Annotated in this window: 13 protein-coding genes; all 13 read right to left on the bottom strand. The window is 49.2% G+C overall.

From position 1 onward, the window contains the following. Window positions 1-37: 37 nt before the first annotated feature. The 13 genes from HII30_RS13790 to HII30_RS13730 all read right to left on the bottom strand — a co-directional run bounded on the left by HII30_RS13790 (window position 38) and on the right by HII30_RS13730 (window position 17,318). Entirely contained in the window at window positions 38-1,549 is a 1,512-nt protein-coding gene (locus HII30_RS13790) for an extracellular solute-binding protein (RefSeq protein WP_169505615.1), read from the bottom strand. Window positions 1,550-1,637: 88 nt separating this feature from the next. Beyond that, window positions 1,638-2,561 carry a carbohydrate ABC transporter permease gene (locus HII30_RS13785; RefSeq protein ID WP_169505636.1) on the bottom strand — a complete coding sequence of 308 codons (924 nt, stop codon included), beginning with the start codon at window positions 2,559-2,561 and terminating at the stop codon, window positions 1,638-1,640. 25 nt (window positions 2,562-2,586) lie between these two features. After that, a complete protein-coding gene (locus HII30_RS13780) occupies window positions 2,587-3,543 on the bottom strand; it encodes an ABC transporter permease (RefSeq protein ID WP_169505614.1) in 957 nt (318 codons plus the stop codon). 151 nt (window positions 3,544-3,694) lie between these two features. Next, window positions 3,695-5,311: a response regulator gene (locus HII30_RS13775; RefSeq protein ID WP_169505613.1), complete on the bottom strand. Its 1,617-nt coding sequence runs from the start codon at window positions 5,309-5,311 to the stop codon at window positions 3,695-3,697. Next, on the bottom strand, window positions 5,308-7,155 hold the full coding sequence (locus HII30_RS13770; protein ID WP_169505612.1) for a cache domain-containing sensor histidine kinase: 1,848 nt from the start codon (window positions 7,153-7,155) through the stop codon (window positions 5,308-5,310). Before HII30_RS13770 ends, HII30_RS13775 begins: the two co-directional genes overlap by 4 nt. Before the next feature lies 1 nt (window position 7,156). Next, window positions 7,157-8,578: an extracellular solute-binding protein gene (locus HII30_RS13765; RefSeq protein WP_169505611.1), complete on the bottom strand. Its 1,422-nt coding sequence runs from the start codon at window positions 8,576-8,578 to the stop codon at window positions 7,157-7,159. Window positions 8,579-8,853: 275 nt separating this feature from the next. Next, the gene (locus HII30_RS13760) at window positions 8,854-9,663 is read right to left on the bottom strand and encodes an alpha/beta hydrolase (RefSeq protein ID WP_169505610.1); all 810 of its coding nucleotides are present in this window, start codon (window positions 9,661-9,663) and stop codon (window positions 8,854-8,856) included. A gap of 316 nt (window positions 9,664-9,979) precedes the next feature. Further along, entirely contained in the window at window positions 9,980-11,221 is a 1,242-nt protein-coding gene (locus HII30_RS13755) for an MFS transporter (RefSeq protein ID WP_246246397.1), read from the bottom strand. 16 nt (window positions 11,222-11,237) lie between these two features. After that, window positions 11,238-12,347, bottom strand: a complete 1,110-nt coding sequence (locus HII30_RS13750; RefSeq protein WP_169505608.1) for a hypothetical protein — start codon at window positions 12,345-12,347, stop codon at window positions 11,238-11,240. Window positions 12,348-12,370: 23 nt separating this feature from the next. Continuing rightward, window positions 12,371-13,774, bottom strand: coding sequence for a family 43 glycosylhydrolase (locus HII30_RS13745; protein WP_211184584.1), 1,404 nt, complete (start codon window positions 13,772-13,774; stop codon window positions 12,371-12,373). Window positions 13,775-13,797: 23 nt separating this feature from the next. Continuing rightward, window positions 13,798-14,676 carry a carbohydrate ABC transporter permease gene (locus HII30_RS13740; RefSeq protein ID WP_169505606.1) on the bottom strand — a complete coding sequence of 293 codons (879 nt, stop codon included), beginning with the start codon at window positions 14,674-14,676 and terminating at the stop codon, window positions 13,798-13,800. A gap of 24 nt (window positions 14,677-14,700) precedes the next feature. Then, window positions 14,701-15,663 (bottom strand): ABC transporter permease, encoded by a 963-nt coding sequence (locus tag HII30_RS13735; protein WP_169505605.1) that lies wholly within the window; start codon window positions 15,661-15,663, stop codon window positions 14,701-14,703. Between the two features lie 107 nt (window positions 15,664-15,770). After that, complete coding sequence (locus tag HII30_RS13730; protein WP_169505604.1) at window positions 15,771-17,318, bottom strand: extracellular solute-binding protein; 1,548 nt, start codon at window positions 17,316-17,318, stop codon at window positions 15,771-15,773. Window positions 17,319-17,452 lie beyond the last annotated feature (134 nt).

Raw genomic sequence — 17,452 nt, 5'->3', positions numbered from 1 at the left:
GCCGCAACACATGCCGACTGCTTGTTTCCATACATCGTTATTGGGCAGACTGGTACCACTCATTCGCTGCCTTGACCATATCCTCTCCTCCCTCGGCCCGCCACTGTGCCAGGAAGGTATCGTAACTTTCCAGCGGTTCGGAACCGGTAATAAATTTTAATGCATTATCATCCAGCAGGGTTCTGAGCTTCAATGTGTTTCTCGATACAGCATCGATCGGCGGTGCCGTAGACATCGGATCGACTACGACCAGTCCTTCTGCATTCTTCTGGAAGGTCTCGAAATAATTCTGCAGCACCGGATCCTTGCGGACACGTGCCTGCCAATAGATCGGATATTTCTCTTCATCCACGCCTGTCATAAAAGCACTGGCATTGTTCAGATCATCATTAAATTTCGGCAGGATCGGATAATACTTGCCGTCCTTCACCTCGTGATGCACGCCCTCTTCACCGATCGCCAGACCTTTAAAGGTTTCAGGCTCCAGCTTGGCATTCAGAAACTTCACCGCATCTTCTTTATGCTTGGAAGCTTTCGGAATGGCAATAAACCATGTCGTATTGGCATTGGCTCCAACGACCGCCTTGCCATCTTTACCTTTCAGATAAGGAATGACGCTCACTTTTGCATCCGGATTGCTTTCATTCAGCGCAGCTATTGTGCTTCCCGCATTCCACCAGGCCAGCTTGTATGCCGCTGCCTTGCCGCTGGCGAATTTCTCGATCGCCTTCTGTGCCGTATTGATCGGCATTTCGGTATCCAGCAGGCCCTCTGCATACAGCTTATTCATATAGCCAAGAAATTCTTTCATCTCCGGCTGCTCCGCTTTATGCACCAGCTTGCCGTCTACTTCCTTCCAGTCTGTAAGTACTCCGAACGTGGTTGCAATGTCTCCATAAATAGAGTCCTTGCTGCCCGTCAGCGGAATTACATTTTTCTTCTCCTTGATCGTTTTCAGGACATTGTAAAGCTCGTCAGCATTAGTCGGGACGCTTAAGCCCAGCTCATCCAGCCAATCCTGGCGGATGATCAGTTCCTCCCCAATACTTACTCCTGAACCGGTCTCCGGGATAGCATATTTCTTGCCGTCAATTGTGGCGCTTTCCCATGATTCCGGTTTGATCGCCTGATTAATATGATTGCCGTGAGCTTCCAGCAGCTCATCCATTGGTTCTAGAGCTCCTGAGGTAGCCAAATTATAGAACTGGGCCGCATTAAGCTTCATCACATCAAAGTTTTCCTTGTTTGCCACGAGCAGGTTCAGCTTCTCATCGGCATTTTCCGCTGGCAGCATTTCATATTGAACGGGATACCCTGTTTTCTCCGTAATATACTTGCTCGTGAATTCTTTGGCCGGATCAAACAGGCCGTACTGCATGATCATGCGGATTTCCGGCTTAGCCTCTTCTTTCGGCTCCGATGGTGTACCTGAAGGCTGTGGAGCTGGATCCGCTCCCGGTGACGCGGGAGTCTCTGCGCCTCCGCCGCATCCTGACAGTGCCAGGCTTACGCCGAGCAGCAAGGTGAGAAGGGTTGATTTTTTTGCCATACGATAACCTCCCTGGATTGATGAAATGTGAAGATTCTCCGTCTATCCACGATTGATCCCGGCATCACCGCCTTTAAAGAATATCGGCTTACCCCTTGACGGAGCCGACCAGCACCCCTTTAACGAAATACTTTTGCAGAAACGGGTAGACCAGCAGAATAGGGATTGTGGCCAATAATATAGAAGAAGCCTGAATCGACTGAGGTGTCATATTGATGGCGGCATCTACATTGTTTTTCAAAAACTCTCCCCCCGAGGATACGATCAATTCCTTGAGATACAGCTGCAGCGGCTTGAGCTCCGGATTGGTTATGTAGATCATGGCAGCAAAGTAATCATTCCAGAAGGCTACGGCGAAGAACAAAGCGATCGTTGCCAGCACGGGCAGGGACAGTGGGAGGATAATATGGATTAGGATTCGGATATTTCCTGCGCCGTCGAGCTTGGCTGACTCCTCCAGCGACTCCGGCAGCCCTTCAAAATAATTTTTTATAATCAGCATGTTAAACACGTTGACCATAGCCGGCAGGAAGAGCACCGGCAGCGTATTGACCAAGTTCAGATTTTGCATCAGCAGATAAGTCGGAATCAGCCCTCCGCTGAACAGCATCGTGAACACGAACATGAGCAGCAGCCACTTCCTTCCCCGGAGCCGGGTTTTGGACAGCGGATAAGCGGTGATTGTCGTCATGAACAGACTAAGCGCCGTGCCGATGACGGTTAGAAGCACCGAGGTTCGAAGTGAAGTAAGAAACATGGAATCCTGGAGCACATAATAATACGTTTCAAACTGGATGCCGATCGGGAACAAGCCTACACGTCCCGACACTACCGCCTGCTCACTGCTTAACGACTTGGCCAGCAGATTGATGAACGGCAGCATCGTCGTCATGCCCATCAAGATAAAGAAAGCGTAATTGAATGCAGCAAACAGCTTCTCACCGGGGGAGGATTTTATCGCATTTCCTCCTGCTCCGGCAGTGATCTTTTTCAAATCGAGGTCCTGCTTCATCAACTGCATAAACACATCTCCTTCCTTACCAGATTCCACGCTGCAGGTATTTTTTGCTGAGTGAATTGCCAACTACGACCAGTGTGAACGAAATAACGGCTTCGAATAGACCTACCGCTGTGGTAAAGCTGTAATCCTGATTGCCAAGACCCTGCCTGTATACATAAGTGCCGATGACATCCGATACTTTGTAGACAACGGGATTGTACATGACGAGAATCTGCTCCGTGCCGGCCTCCAAAATATTTCCCAGCCTGAGAATGAACATCAGGATGATGATGGGCGCAATGCCAGGTAGCGTGATATGCCACAGCTGCTTCCACTTGCTCGCACCGTCGATTTTTGCTGCTTCATAAAGCGCCGGGTCAATCATGGAAAAGGCAGCCAGGTATACAATGGTGCTCCATCCCGTCTCCTTCCAGCCCGCCGAGGTCACCAGCACACTTCGAAAGACACTGTTATCGAGGAAGAAGGCGACCGATTCCATCCCCATAGAATTCAGCAATTTGTTCACCAGGCCGCCGTTAACAGACAGCAGATCAATAAATAAACCGCTCACGATCACCCAGGACAGAAAGTGAGGAAGGTAAATGACGGTCTGAACCGACCGTTTAAACATCATATTTTTCATTTCATTCAGCATAAGTGCAATGACAATCGGCAGCGGAAACAGGATGATAATTTTCAGTAGACTGATGATGACTGTATTTTGAAACACTCTGGAGAAATCGGGCGAAGTGAACAGCTTCTCGAAATGCTTCCAGCCTACCCATGGACTGTCCGCGAAGCCTGTGAAAATATTGAAATCTTTAAACGCAATAATAATGCCGTACATGGGGGTGTACTTGAACAGCAAAATGAACAGAATCCCCGGGATCAGCAGCAGATACAAATCCCATTCCTTACGTATGTCTCTGGCCAGCGTTGGCATGTATGCCTTCTTGCCAGTCCCAGCTTGCGGCTTATCCTTCTCCGGCTTCATCGATCTCCCCCCTTGTGCTTGATGTATAATCCATTGTAAGTGGGGTGACCTGAAGCAGAATAGGTGACAGTCATGACCTTTTCTGGTAGTTTCATGCCTCTTTAGGCGAAGAACAAAAATCCCGAAGCGCCCTACGCTCCGGGATTCCGTGTTAAAGCGGCTTGATTCCGCCTGGAGTTACCCCCCAGTATTTACGGAACACTTTGGTAAAGTAGCTGACATCCCGGTAACCCGTTATCCTGGCAGCATGATACACTTTATGTCCCTGTTGAAGAGCGGCTTTGGCTCTTTCCATTTTTTGAGCAGTGACATAGGACGAAAACGACATTCCTGCCTCCTGCTTGAACAAGCGGCTGAGATAGGAGGAGTTGACATACAGCCGGTCCGAAATGGTATGCAGGGTGAGATCCTGATGTATTTCTTTTGATATCATCTCCTGCATCTGTGAAACCAGCTGATGGCTGCTGTTACTCCGCTGATTCCTGCTGTATTCCGCAATCCGCAGCGCGGTACGCTCCAGCCAGGTACGGGCCTGGTCGCGGGTGTGCAGCAGATGTATATTTTGAAAATAGGCCCATTCCTCTTCTGCGACTTCGCACACACTCCAGCCTTGCTTCACCACAATGCGTGTTAACAAGCTGATAATGTACAGAAAGGACTCCTGGAACTGATGCGCGCTGGAGGCAGGCTCAATCATCTGCATCCAGATTCCATCCACAGCCTCGCGCACACCACTATCGTTTCCAGTTTCCAAGGCGGTCTCCAGCAGCCGCTCCAGCCGATGATGACCCGTCCACGCGGAACGCTCCCTCATCCTCATTTCTTTATAAGGAATCGCAATATCCGGTCCGTAGATGACTCTTTCCTGCAGCGCCTGGCAAGCCTCGGCATACAGACGGGGCATTTGATCCAGTTGACCGGGTCCTCCGCAGATCCCGGCACTCGCTGTCACTTTCAGAATTTCCCTCGTATGGGACAGCAGACGGACAGCCGCCGTTTGGACATGAAACATAAAATCCTTGCCGCGCTGCCCTTCTTCAGCCTTCATAATCAGCAGCAGGTCATCTTCGGGAGCCTTGCATACCCATACCGAGGCGGCCGGAAGCAGTTCCTTGGCCAGACAGCCAATGGTGAACTGCAGCAGCTCTGCGTCATCTCTACTGAACCTGCACTCTTCCTCAAGTAATGGATCTAGACCAATGACTACAGCTGCAAAGCTGTCTTGTTCCGTAAAGCTGAGCTGCAGCTGCTGTCCGCGGTCCAGCAGCTCACGTTCACTCAGCCGACCACCCACCCAATCCCACATAAATTGAGTCTGCAGACTCGGCATATGCTCCGTCCATTTCTTCTCCAGTTCCATCGTCCTGCGCCAGCGTTCCAGCTCTTCTCTTAAACAGCTTCTTGCATCCAGAACGGCCTGCAGAATCTCTTCCTCTCCCGCCGGTTTCAGCAGATATCGGGATACCCCGTACTTCAAGGCCTCCTGTGCGTATGCGAAATTATCATGACCGCTTAAAATAATCATTTTGGTGAACGCCGTCCTCTGCTTCTGCTGCTCCTTCAGCCTCCGGATCAAGGTCAGGCCATCCATCTCCGGCATCTGAATGTCGAGCAGCAGGAGATCCGGCATCCTGCGCTCCGTCATCTTCAGCGCCTCAAGCCCATTGGCAGCCAATCCTACCACCTCAATGCCATGATCCTCCCATGGAATATGATGGGCCATAGCATTTCTGAGACGTGGTTCATCCTCCACAATAAACAGCTTCATAACACCAATCCTCCCCGGTTCTCTTTCTGCTCTTGCTGAATTCCGTGATAACAGACCTCAAGCGGAAGCGAGATGACTGCCGTGGTGCCAGCCCCCTCAGCCGAATGACTGTAAATTTCAAGGCCTGCACGTTCCCCGTAATACAGGCGGATTCTCGTGTAGACGTTTCGCAGGCCAAACAAATCATTGGCATGCTCCTGATCCAGAGAGAGGGAGGAGAGGCTGCGGTTCTCCATCCGTTCCAGCTCATTCTTGATATAGCTTAGACGATCTTCCCCGATTCCTGGTCCGTTATCCCATACCTTGATGACAAGCAGTTCCTCTATAATTTCGCTGGAAATGACCAGGCGCCCCCCCTCTGTCCTTCCTTCCATGCCATGGAGAATTGCGTTTTCCACCAGGGGCTGAAGAAGCAGCTTTAAAATGTGAAGCGCCCGGGTATCTTCATGGATGTCATACTCCACTTCAAAGCTGTCCAGAAACCTGAGCTGCTGAATGCGGAGATAATAGTGCAGATGCTGAATGCTTTCCTCAAGGGTAAACAGCTGCCTTCCTTTATCGAGACTGAGCCGAAAGAAACGGGAAAGATTCATGACCATTTCACTGATCTCCTCCGCCTCGTAGTTTTTGGCCGACCAGTAGATGGAGTCGAGGGTATTGTATAGAAAATGGGGATTGATCTGGGATTGCAGGAACTTGAGCTCGGTTGTGGTCAGCCTGAGCTGCTGTTCGTAATGGTCTTCAATGAGATGCTTCTGAACGGTCACCATCCGGTTAAAGGACTGGATCAGGAATCCGAATTCATCTTTCCGGCGGTTGTCCACCTGTACGCTCATATCTCCGCTGCTCAAGCGCTTGATCCCCCTAGAAAGCTTGAGCACCGGGGATGCAATGCCGCTGTATACAACCCATGAAATGATAAATGCCAATAAGATGCTGAGTACGATAATGCCAAACGTAAACAAGCGAAGCTGGTCCGTTTCAAGGTACAGCTCGTCTTTGGGCTGTACCAGCGACAGTCTCCATCCGGAATATCCGGAAGTCTGTGTCACCTCCATCATCTGCCCTGCTGGAGCATTCTGTGAAACGCTCATTCCTGGTTGTCTTCCAGCTCCGAGCTGGGCAATGATTTCTCCCTTGTCATTCATCAGGAATACCTTGCTGTTGTCTGACGGCAGCAGTGTCTTCAGGATATTCAACAGCTTGCTTTGATTATAGGTCACCACAAGGAGATTCGACTGCCGGTCGCTGTTATACAGGTCCATAGACCGGATCAAGGAAACACTGTCCGTACCGATCAATCTACCGAAGCTCCGCATCTCTGTGACCGGGGAAGTCGCTGTAACATACGAAATGCCGGTTCCGTTCCTGCGTGCTGCTTCCACCAGCCAGGCCTGCTCCGGCTCCGAGTTCAGCTTCCGTCCGCCAAAATGGGTGGAGATCATCATTTGGGAAGCTTGATGATACACCGAGATTTGGGAAATAAATCGATTGACCGACACGGAGTTGGACAGCTGCTGCAGAACATAGGAGAAATCCAGGATGGAAGCTGGGGAAAAACCGGTACTGTTTTGATTAAGCAGTTCATTTAGCGTCGGATCGGCTGCAATCAGTGTGGAGATTTCTTCTACATTCTGCAGGGCCAGATCATAATGGTTCATAGCCGAGGCTAGGGCCATTTCCGTTCTTTCCACAGCCTGGTCATACAAGATTCCCCGCGACCGCTCCACGGCAAACAGGCTGATGACGACAAGCGGAAGCAGAATCAGCAGAAAATAAGCGGTCAGCCGGGTCTGAATATGTCTGGAGAATCGTTCACGGACAAGATGTATAATTCTATTCATCTTAGAATTCCTCCGCCGGTTTATCCCTTTGAGCCGCATACCAGGCATTGACTTCCTTGGTGATTTCATCACCGCCGTATTGTTTCCACTGGGCTACAAAGTGATCGAATGCATCCAAAGGCTCGACTCCTAGAATAATGCTTGTAAACACACCCTGCAGTTCATCCAGCTTCTTATCATATTTGCTCATGGATGGAGTAGGAATCCCGTAAAATGCATCCTTCATCACATGCTCCCGTATGCGTTCCAGATTGTCATATAAATGAAAATCCCCCAGGGAATCCAGCCGATTCTTAAACAGCTCCGGGTCTGGTACATCCACCAAAGACTGATACATCCCCCTGTAGAGATGCTCATCATGCTGCTGAAAATCAGTGACCATCACCCCATTCTCCATTCGCCAGATTTCATTCTCAAAACCGAGTTTGAGGTTTCTATAATCGCTCACAATAAAATCCAGCATACGAATCACATCTGCAGCATGCTCTGAACCTGCTGGGATGACATTATATCCGCGAATTTCATTGGTTCCGTAAACTCCCTTCTGCCCTTGTGGTCCGGCAAGATACTCCAGCGCAATCCATTCGGCCTTCGGGTCCTTCAATTTGCTCGCAGCAATAGGACCGCGTGTATCGTACCAGGTCGCGGAAAATAATCCGACTCTTCCACTTTCAATTTTTTCATATAAATTATTCTGCAGATTGAGCGGAAATTCCCGGTCCAGAAGGCCCTCACGATACAATTCAGCCAAATAACCCAGCGCCTGCTTGGTCTGCGGCATAATGCTTCCGTTCACGAGTCTGCCGTCTACATCAAACCAGGTATCCAGCTGTGTACCGAATGCGCCGAATATAGGAGAAGACCGTCCGAGATTGACCGTCAGGGGAAGTCCAATCGTATCATCTTCACCGTTCCTGTCCGGATCCCGCCGTGTAAACGCCCTGATGACTTCCGTGTACTCTTCGAGCGTTTGCGGCGGCTTCATTTCAAGACGGTCGAGCCAGTCCTTACGGACATACATGAGCTCAATTCCGCTGACTTCGTTCAGGCTGGGGACAGCATAAATTTTCCCGCCATATCGGACTCTATCCCAAATCCGATCCGGTATTTTCTTCTTTAGATTGGGGCCATAGGTGTTAATCAGATCATCAAGGGGCATGAAGGCCCCCTGTTTTGCATAATTGCCGAACCATACCGGTTCATAGGCATGAAGCATATCCGGCAGGCTGCCGGAAGACATAATGACGTCCAGCTTCTCATCGTACACCTCGGCAGGTGGTGTAGTAACCTGAATGTCGATTCCCGTCTGCTCCCTAATGTAATTCAAATAGCGGTTGTCATTCTCATCCATACCAGCCGGAAAAGTCATCCCAAGGCTTGATATGACAATGCTTATCGAGGCTTGGGGCGGATTCCTTTCCATTGTCACCCCTTCTGGAGCACTGCAGCTGGCACAAATAAAGAAAGCGGTTGCAAAAAAAGTCGAAATCCATCGATTTGTTATTCTGCTCACCACAGTCACCTTCCCCTTAAAGATTAGTCAACATCATACTATACTTTTGGGTATTTTTGGAGGGAAATGTAATTTTGATGTCAGAAATAATATTAACTTTGAAAAGACGTCAAACAGAGTCCTCCTTGAGCTGGTTCGCCTTGGAGAACTCTGTTCGTTATCGTGCATATGTATCCTGCCCTATACTATACGGTTCCATTTTCTCCATGGATAATCCCGCTGGTACGCAGCCATCCAGCACATAGATGGGTCCACTGGGCGACATGCGGCTCATCATGCGCCAGGCCTAAGCCGTGTCGTCCAGCTGGAAATACATGAAGTTCAAATGGAACTCCTTTTGCGGAAAGAGCGCTTGCATACATCAAGCTGTTCTCTACCGGTACAGCTCCATCGTCGGCCGTATGCCACAAAAAGGTCGGCGGCGTCTCTGATGTTACCTGCAGCTCGCCCGACATCAGCTTGATCATTTCTTCTGAAGGACGCTCTCCCAGCAAACTGATCATGGACCCTTCATGCCTGTGCTGGGAGAATGAAATGACCGGGTAGCACAGAACGGCAAAATCAGGCCGGGAGCTTACATGCTCGACAGGGTCATCAGGATCCGGCCAGCCAGGCTCAGCATGAGTACAGACTGTGGCAGCCAGATGGCCGCCGGCTGAGAATCCCAGAACTCCGATTTTTTCCGGATCAATGTTCCACTCTGCTGCTCGGTATCGCACTTGTCTTACCGCACGCATACCGTCCATCAATGGATACGGATGTTTGACCGGAGCGACCCGGTAATGCACAACAAAAGCAGACAATCCCAGGCTGTTAAGCCAAAGGGCAATAGGTTCTCCCTCATGCTCGGCCCGATTCACATAACCGCCGCCAGGAAAGACGATTACGGCTGCGTGCGTTTGATCCGAGTCGATTACATAGGGGGTTATGTAGGGCTGGTGGGTATCCTGTTCCTCGAACTCGGATCCCGGCGCATGCTGTTCCCACAATTTCATTTGAATGGCTCACCTCTTCCTTTTTCTTCTATATAGAATCAAGTTAAGAGTTACCGTTCTTGGTGGCTGCGATGGCAAGTGTTCTTACGACCGCTGTTGCCTCCAAAATGCTTGGAATTATAATCTAAGGTAGCATTTTGGAGACAAAGGCGGACGCTGACGCTTCTCCAGAATCACTTGTCATCTCCGCTATAGAAGGGTTTGTCTTTAATTCATCTTATAATCAGATCTTCTCTGATCGCGGTTAAATCGTCAACCCATAAAATCATGCATCAGACGCCTGTAAGTCCCGACGTGCATTCTGATTGTCAGCTTCTCATGTTCTTCTCATGTTTATGTCACTGCTGTGTCTCGGTAACCGAAAAGACGGATAGGCCGGAGATGCCAGCCAGCCAATCAGCAGCTGAGACACCGCAGCAAACATCAGCATTCCTGCAAGCGCTCCCTGCTGCATATCTGCCGAAAGAAACATTAGAATGATTACCCCTGCGCTGCGGCCTGCGTTCGTGCATACCTCACGGAGTACAACCGCTTCCACACGAAAGTGCTCTCCAAGCGGCAGACGTGCGCTGAGGTCATAATAATACGCCGTATATGCGTTGTTCTGCAGCGGCTTGACACATGAATACAAGAGCATAAACAAGACTACCGGCCAAAGGCTGATTCCAAAAAACAACGGAATGGTCCCTGCAATAAAACCGACTGCCGCCATTCTTAAATACTGATAGTTGTGACGGCTGCTTCCCCACCTGGCTAACATAAAGCCTGCCGCCATAGTCACACCTAGAAAAAGCACATTCATATAGTTGACGAAAGATTCACTCGGAACCGCCTCATACAGTAAAATTGCCGGAATATAAGCCAGCACGCCCTGCGGAAGTCCAAATACAAACCATCCTGCCAGCGCGCGTCCGAAGGCCGGATACTTTCGGCTCATCTGCCATGAATATTTGATGTAGTAAGTTTTATGCGGTGACGGCTTCCTGCTCATCTTCCAGCTGTTGATCGATGCATAAGCGAACATGACAAAAGATAGCAGATACACCGCCATATAACCGCGGAGTCCTCCAAACATATCTACAAGCAGGCCTGCGACCGCTGGACCTGCGAGCATCGCCGCATTCGTGATGATCAGATTAAGGCCCAGATACCGGTGACGGTTCTCTTCATTACTGACATCCTGAATCATGGTGAAGTGTCCCAGCCAGTAAAACGAGGTCGATACACCTTTCAATACCGCAAAGGCAACATAATAGTTCACTAACATCTCACCCGCCACGAGAATCAGCAGATAAAAAAAGGCCGTCAGTACGATGCCAAGCCGATACACCAATAATCGGTCTTTGACTTTGGCCAGCTTGCCGACAAGCAGGGTGGCTGCAGGAGCAGAAGCCAGTGTAAGTAAGTTGTACATGCCATTAACCCACACATCATTAGTCAGCCGCCAGAGGTAAAGGTTCACCAGGATGGCAGCAAGTGCATTCCCGAACTGGTAGATACCATGATTGGATAAGGTGATGGAGGCTTCCCGGGAAAGCCTCACACTGCTAGAATTCATGCTGCCGCTTCCGATTTTATTTCTCATCCAGGAAAACGGTAAACGGCAGCTTGGACTGCGGCAAATCCTGATCAGGCAGTTCTGCAAGCTTACGAAGCGAATAGCGGATCAATACGGCTTGGGTTCCAGCGTTCATATCTCCTTCTGCCAAGCCTTGACCGATTGGAACGGGAGCAGGCATGTCTGGATAATATTCTCCCGGCTTCACTTGAGCCACGTTCGGGGCGGCAGGAGAATGATTCATTTCCCGGGAAAAGCCTCCATCAGACCTCTTCAGTTTCGACATGTTCGTCAGGGTGATTGTAGTGATCTCCTCCAAATCAGCTTGGGGTATCGCTGCTTCCATCGCAGAGAGCAGACTGATTGGATTTCGGATATAGCACATATCCACCGCCTTCTCATTTCTCAGTGCATAAAGGAGTGACGTATAAATTGCTGCCGTACCAGGCAGCGGCCTCCCAAACCGCTTATAATAGGTTAGCAGCTTAAAGGTGCCGGATATCCGGACATAAGGACTTCCTTCACCCCATAAACCGCTGTCCACATCCTGAATTTCATCAAAATAGGACCATGCTTCGTCAAGAAACAGTGTCTTCTTCTCAACCGGCATTCTGGCAAGGTAGGGTGCCGAGTTGCACAGCCGGTCACACCCCCTCCAGCTGTTGATTAAGCTTATAGAGCGGAGCCACTCCGCATACTTTGCCGGAGACTGGCAGTACCCCGGCATGAGGTCCTCATGATCCGGAACAGGATGCAGTGGAGATGCTCCCAGTTTTCGGAGCGAGTTCTGGCTGTAACCCAAGGCACGTCCGACCATCACCTCGTCACAAGGCATATCCGGGTGCCGGTCGTAGAAGTACCCACTCTTCGGATCCTGCCTGGATTGATAGAAGGAAATGATCTGCTGTTTCATGTGATTCCCCATCATGTCTGCCGCTCCGCAGCGTTCCATTATATTTAATGCCTGGGAAGTGGATTCAATATCCGGACCAAGCTGAGCGGAACGCGAACTTGCTGCATAATAAAAACCGCCGCTGTCACTGTCAAACTGTCCGGAAAGCCAACCATAAAAACCGTTAAATAATTGATCGCCCTCCTGTAATACGGATGTTAAACCAGTGCCCATCTATATCCCTTCTTCCCCGTATTCTAAAGTCCGTGTTCTAAAGTCCGGTAAGAGAAGCTGTGAAAGATCACCTCTCCTTCTCCTGCAGCATCCAGCCCGATCCGGAGGCTCTGGAATCCGCCGAGCGTATTATGATGGAAGCCGGAAGTCTCCAATGTTTTGTCATAACGGCGCCAGATTACGCCATCAAAGCTGTAGTAGAACGACACGATATGCCGGTCATTGACTACTTTCAGATGAACATTGGAACTTCCCTCCCCAGGTACCCGCCCATAGTTTTTAAAGGAACGGAAATGGCGCACACCTTCCCGGTTGACTCCGATCCCGAAATAGGCTTCCTGGTTGTAAAATAACAATAACTGCCCCTCGGCATTGCCCTGTACAGTCACTTCAACGATGGTCTCATAACTTTCATCAGCAGCCATAAACAGAAGCGGAGAGACCGAGTCTCCACTTTCCCCCTGTACAATTAATCCTCTTTCGTCTGTAGTAAATCTTACGGATGGCGCAGCTCCCTCACACTGCCAGTGAAGATTCAGATTTTCCTTCTTAAAATCATCGACAATAGAGGCGGACGGAGACTTGGACCAACCGTGGTATGGAGTTGTTCTATACCAGCCGTCTTCCGTCCACTCCACTGGCTCCATCAGAGTCTGCCTGCCTAATGTATGAAAACCGCTTCGATAAGCATGATACGCCATCCACCATTGGCCGTCCGGCGTCTCAATCAATGAACCGTGGCCCTTTGACCACCAGGGCTCTTCAGCGGAAGCCGTCCGGACAATGGGATTGTATGGCGAGTGTTCCCATGGTCCCTCTGGCGTTCGCGATCTGGATGACACCACCATATGGCTGGTCGGAGGTCCTGCTGTGCCTCCTACAGCTACTGTTAAGTAATAGTATCCATCACGATAAGTCACTTTCGGGCCTTCCAGACTGTATGCTTCCACAATCCAGTCATCGGGATATTTCCATCCGTCATACACATGCTTCACTTCTCCGGTAACCGAAAGTCCGTCATCAGACAATGGACAGAAATGGCCTCCGGACATATGGAGATAACGCTTTCCGTCCGGAGTGGCGATATGTCCAGGATCGATGCCCTTGATCCCGAGATTAATCGGTTTGCTCCATGGGCCTGCAGGGTCTTTAGCGGTTACGACCCAATTGGAGCGATTTGCCGGGTAATAGATATAGTACAGGTCTTTATAATGAACCAGATCTGGAGCCCATACGTCTCCCGCATACTCTGTTAAGGCTGCTCCTATCCGTTTCCAGTTCCTGAGATCCCTGGAATGCCAGATGATCAGCCCGGGCGTCAGTTTGTAAGAAGAGTGTGTCATGTAATAATCCTCGCCGACTACAACCACTGATGGATCGGCATAGTTCCCTGGTATAACCGGCGCTGTGATGTTTAACGATGTCATTTGCATCCCCCTTTCATCAAACCTCAGCCTTTAATAGACCCCAGCAGTGCTCCCTTAGCAAAATGCTTTTGCAGGAACGGATACACACAAAGAATTGGCAGTGTCGCAACGACAATAACCGCCATTTTTACCGTCTGCTCCGGCGGACGTACAAAGTCTTCCATGCCCGATGTATCTGCTGCAAGCCCGCTGGCGAGAATGACAATTTGCCGTAGAATGACTTGAATCGGCCATTTATCTGCATCATTCATATACAGGATAGCCTGCATATACGTATTCCAATAAGTCACGGCATAGAACAATGAAATCGTCGCAATCGCCGGCATAGACAGCGGAATCACAATACGGAATAAGATTTTCCAATCTCCGGCTCCGTCGATCTTCGCAGACTCCTCAAGCCCCTCTGGAAGGTTTTGAAAAAAGTTCCGCATAATAATAAGATTAAAGGCATTGATCGCGGAAGGAATGATTAATGCTCCATAACTGTCAATCAATCCCATCGACTTCACAACCAGGAAAGTCGGAATCATTCCACCGCTGAACAGCATGGTAAAAACGACGGCAAACATAATCAGATTTCGTCCATCCAGATCCTTACGTGAAAGTCCGTACGCCATCAAAGCCGTAACGACCATGCTGAACAATGTTCCAAAGAAGGTGACGCCAATCGAGACACCGAGCGCTTTAAATATCGTGTTGGTCGAAAATATATATTTGTACGCATCCAGCGACCATACGGTCGGAAACAGCACAAACTGCTTTTGGGCAAGCTCTGTGACAGTCGTAAAAGACCCGGCAATAACATGCAGGAAGGGAAGAATGGTCACGAGAGCAATGATGATCAGCAGCGTGCTGTTTACTATATCGAATAATCGGCTGGAGAGCGTTCTATCTTGTACCATATACTTGCTCCACCTTTCTAATGATTAATAAATACCCTCTTCTCCGGCCTTTTTAGATAACCAGTTGGCGAGCATGACAAGAATGAGACCAATTACCGATTTGAAAAATCCTACAGCCGTACTGAAACTGAATTGTCCCTGCTTCAGCCCTGCTGTGTAGACATACGTATCGAAAATCTCCGCCACTTCCCGGTTCATGGAATTGAGCAGAAGATAAATATGTTCGAATCCAAGCTCCAGCACATCTCCGATCTTCAATATCAGCAGTACCACAATGACACTGCGGATGGATGGAAGCGTAATATGCCAGATCTGCCGCATCCGGCTTGCACCGTCAATCCGTGAGGCTTCATACAGACCGGGATCGATGGCTGCCATGGCAGCAAGGTATATAATGGTACCCCATCCCGCTTCCCGCCAGATGACTTGAAGCACATACATGGGACGAAACCATTCCGTACTCATCAGAAAATTGATTTTCTCAAAGCCCATCATAACAAACAGTTCATTAATGATACCGCGGTCCATGGATAACATCACGAATGTAATGGAGACGATAATAACCCATGACATAAAATGCGGAACATAAACCAGGGTTTGAACAAATCTTTTGAAGAAATTGATTCGGACTTCATTCAACATCAGTGCAAGAATAATAGGAACAGGGAAGTAAAAAAGAAGGTTTATAAAGAACAGGATCAGCGTATTGCTGAGTATGTTGAAAAACAGCGGTTCGGAAAACAATCGTTGAAAATGCTCCAGTCCTACCCAAGGACTGCCCATGATACCGAGGTAAGGCTGATAGTTTTGGAAAGCAATGACGAGACCGGACATCGGGATGTACTTGAAAATCACAAAATAGAGCAGACCCGGCAGGATCATGAAATAGATCGACCGGTTTTTAATCATTCTTTTGAGGAGCCCTGATTCCTGGGATTTTTTTTTCGTTTCAGGATTCGGCGCAGCCTTTATTACGGTTTCACTCATATCCACACTTCCTTTCTGACAATACCCGGGAAGACAGAAGAGCTGCTCTCATAGCAGCCCTTCTTGCCTGTAGCTCCCTCCCGGAACGGGCATGGAACACCATGCTGTTATTGAGCCTGTTTCGCTTGATTATACTCATCGATAATCTGCTGTCCGCCGCTGCTCAGCCAGTTATCCACCGCTGCCTGAAACCCTGCGTCGTCCAGTTTTCCAAGCATAAAGTTGTAGGTAGCGTCCTTGATCATTTCCTGAAGCTGAACCCCTTTTTGGTTAAACGTGACCGATTCCAGCGGCGCTGTCGGATCTTCAATCAAATAATCATTATTTTCTACGATCATTTCTTCTGCTTTCGCTTTTACTGGAGACAGATGCTTAGGCTCAAGGAAGCCTTCAATGGTCAGCGGCCCGCCGACCTGCATGGCCTGATACGGTTTCACTTCACGGTCGGTTAATTTAGTATCCGTGGACGGAACAACTTTTCCTTCTTCCATCTGATGATGCTGTCCCTCCACACCCCAATACATTAAGTTCCCGATTTCCGTGCTCATCAGCTGATCCATAAAGCTCAGGACACCTTTTAGTTCTTCTTCATTTTTAATTGCGCTTTTCGGGAACAGAGTCACCGAACCGTAACCCGGAACGGACCAAACACCGTATTCAGCAGAACCGTTTACCACTTTATTCTGGACATCAAGGACTGCATCGGCATTTACCTCTAGCACCTTCGGCTCCAGACTGGAGACGTCAGCCATGGAACCGATGTAAACTCCGGCTTTGCCGGTCGTAAACAGGTTCTGCTGGTCCGTCTTGCTCGTAACCGGGAAGTCCTGATTGATCAAACCTTCCTTATGGAGCTTTTGAAAAAACTTCATCGTGTCCATATATTCCGGGAACATAAATTCCGGCATCAGCTTGCCGTCCTGTTCGCCCCAGTTATTCGGTGTACCGAACCAGGAGCTGACCGTTTTAAAGGCACCATATACAAGATCGCTGCGGTCTGTCAGGCCCATCGTGTCATCTTTTCCATTTCCGTCAGGATCCTTTTCTTTAAACTGCTTCAGCATGTCGTAGAACTCATCCACAGTAGTCGGCGATTTTATGCCCAACTTGTCAGCCCAGTCTTTACGGTAAATCATTCCCTGGCGGGACAAAGGAACCTCACGGTAAACGGCATATATCTTACCATCAACCGCTGTATTCTTCAGCACTTCGGGTTTCAGCCGGTTCAGATTCGGATAATCTTTCAGAAGATGTCCAACTTCCCAAAACTGCTCATTGCGGATCGCATCCCTCATGTTGATCAGAGAGGCTGCATTTTTCAGATAAGTTACCTGTGGCAGCGTGCCTGTTGCAAAAGAAGCGTTTACTTTCTCATCGTAAGTCCCGTCCGGCACCCACTGGATATCAAGTTCGGTATTCGTTTTTTCTTCAATCATTTTCTCGATCATGTCAGAAGGAACTTCAGCAGTATGGAGGTTTGCCATGATGGAAATTTTGGTGGGTTTGTTCGTCTCCGCAGCCTGTGCCGGTTTTTCTGATCCTGAACCTCCGTTTGAACCTCCGGTTGTTCCTCCGGCTTCATTTCCGCCGCAGCCTGCCAGCAGCGTGAATGCGGTTACAACTGCCAGTATGGAACCGGCTTTTGTTTTTTTCATAATTTCTGACCTCCGTTTTTTTTAATGGATATGGCTAACTGCATGCTCAGCGTAATCGAGTTTATGCCGGTACGTACATAATCATGGGATTGGATGAGACGCCAGAAGGCGCAGTATTACTATGTTTAACGGCC

The sequence above is a fragment of the Paenibacillus lemnae genome (genome assembly GCF_012933385.1).
Taxonomy (GTDB): Bacteria; Bacillota; Bacilli; order Paenibacillales; family Paenibacillaceae; genus Paenibacillus_AQ; species Paenibacillus_AQ lemnae.
This window is presented reverse-complemented; position numbering and strand designations above follow the sequence as displayed.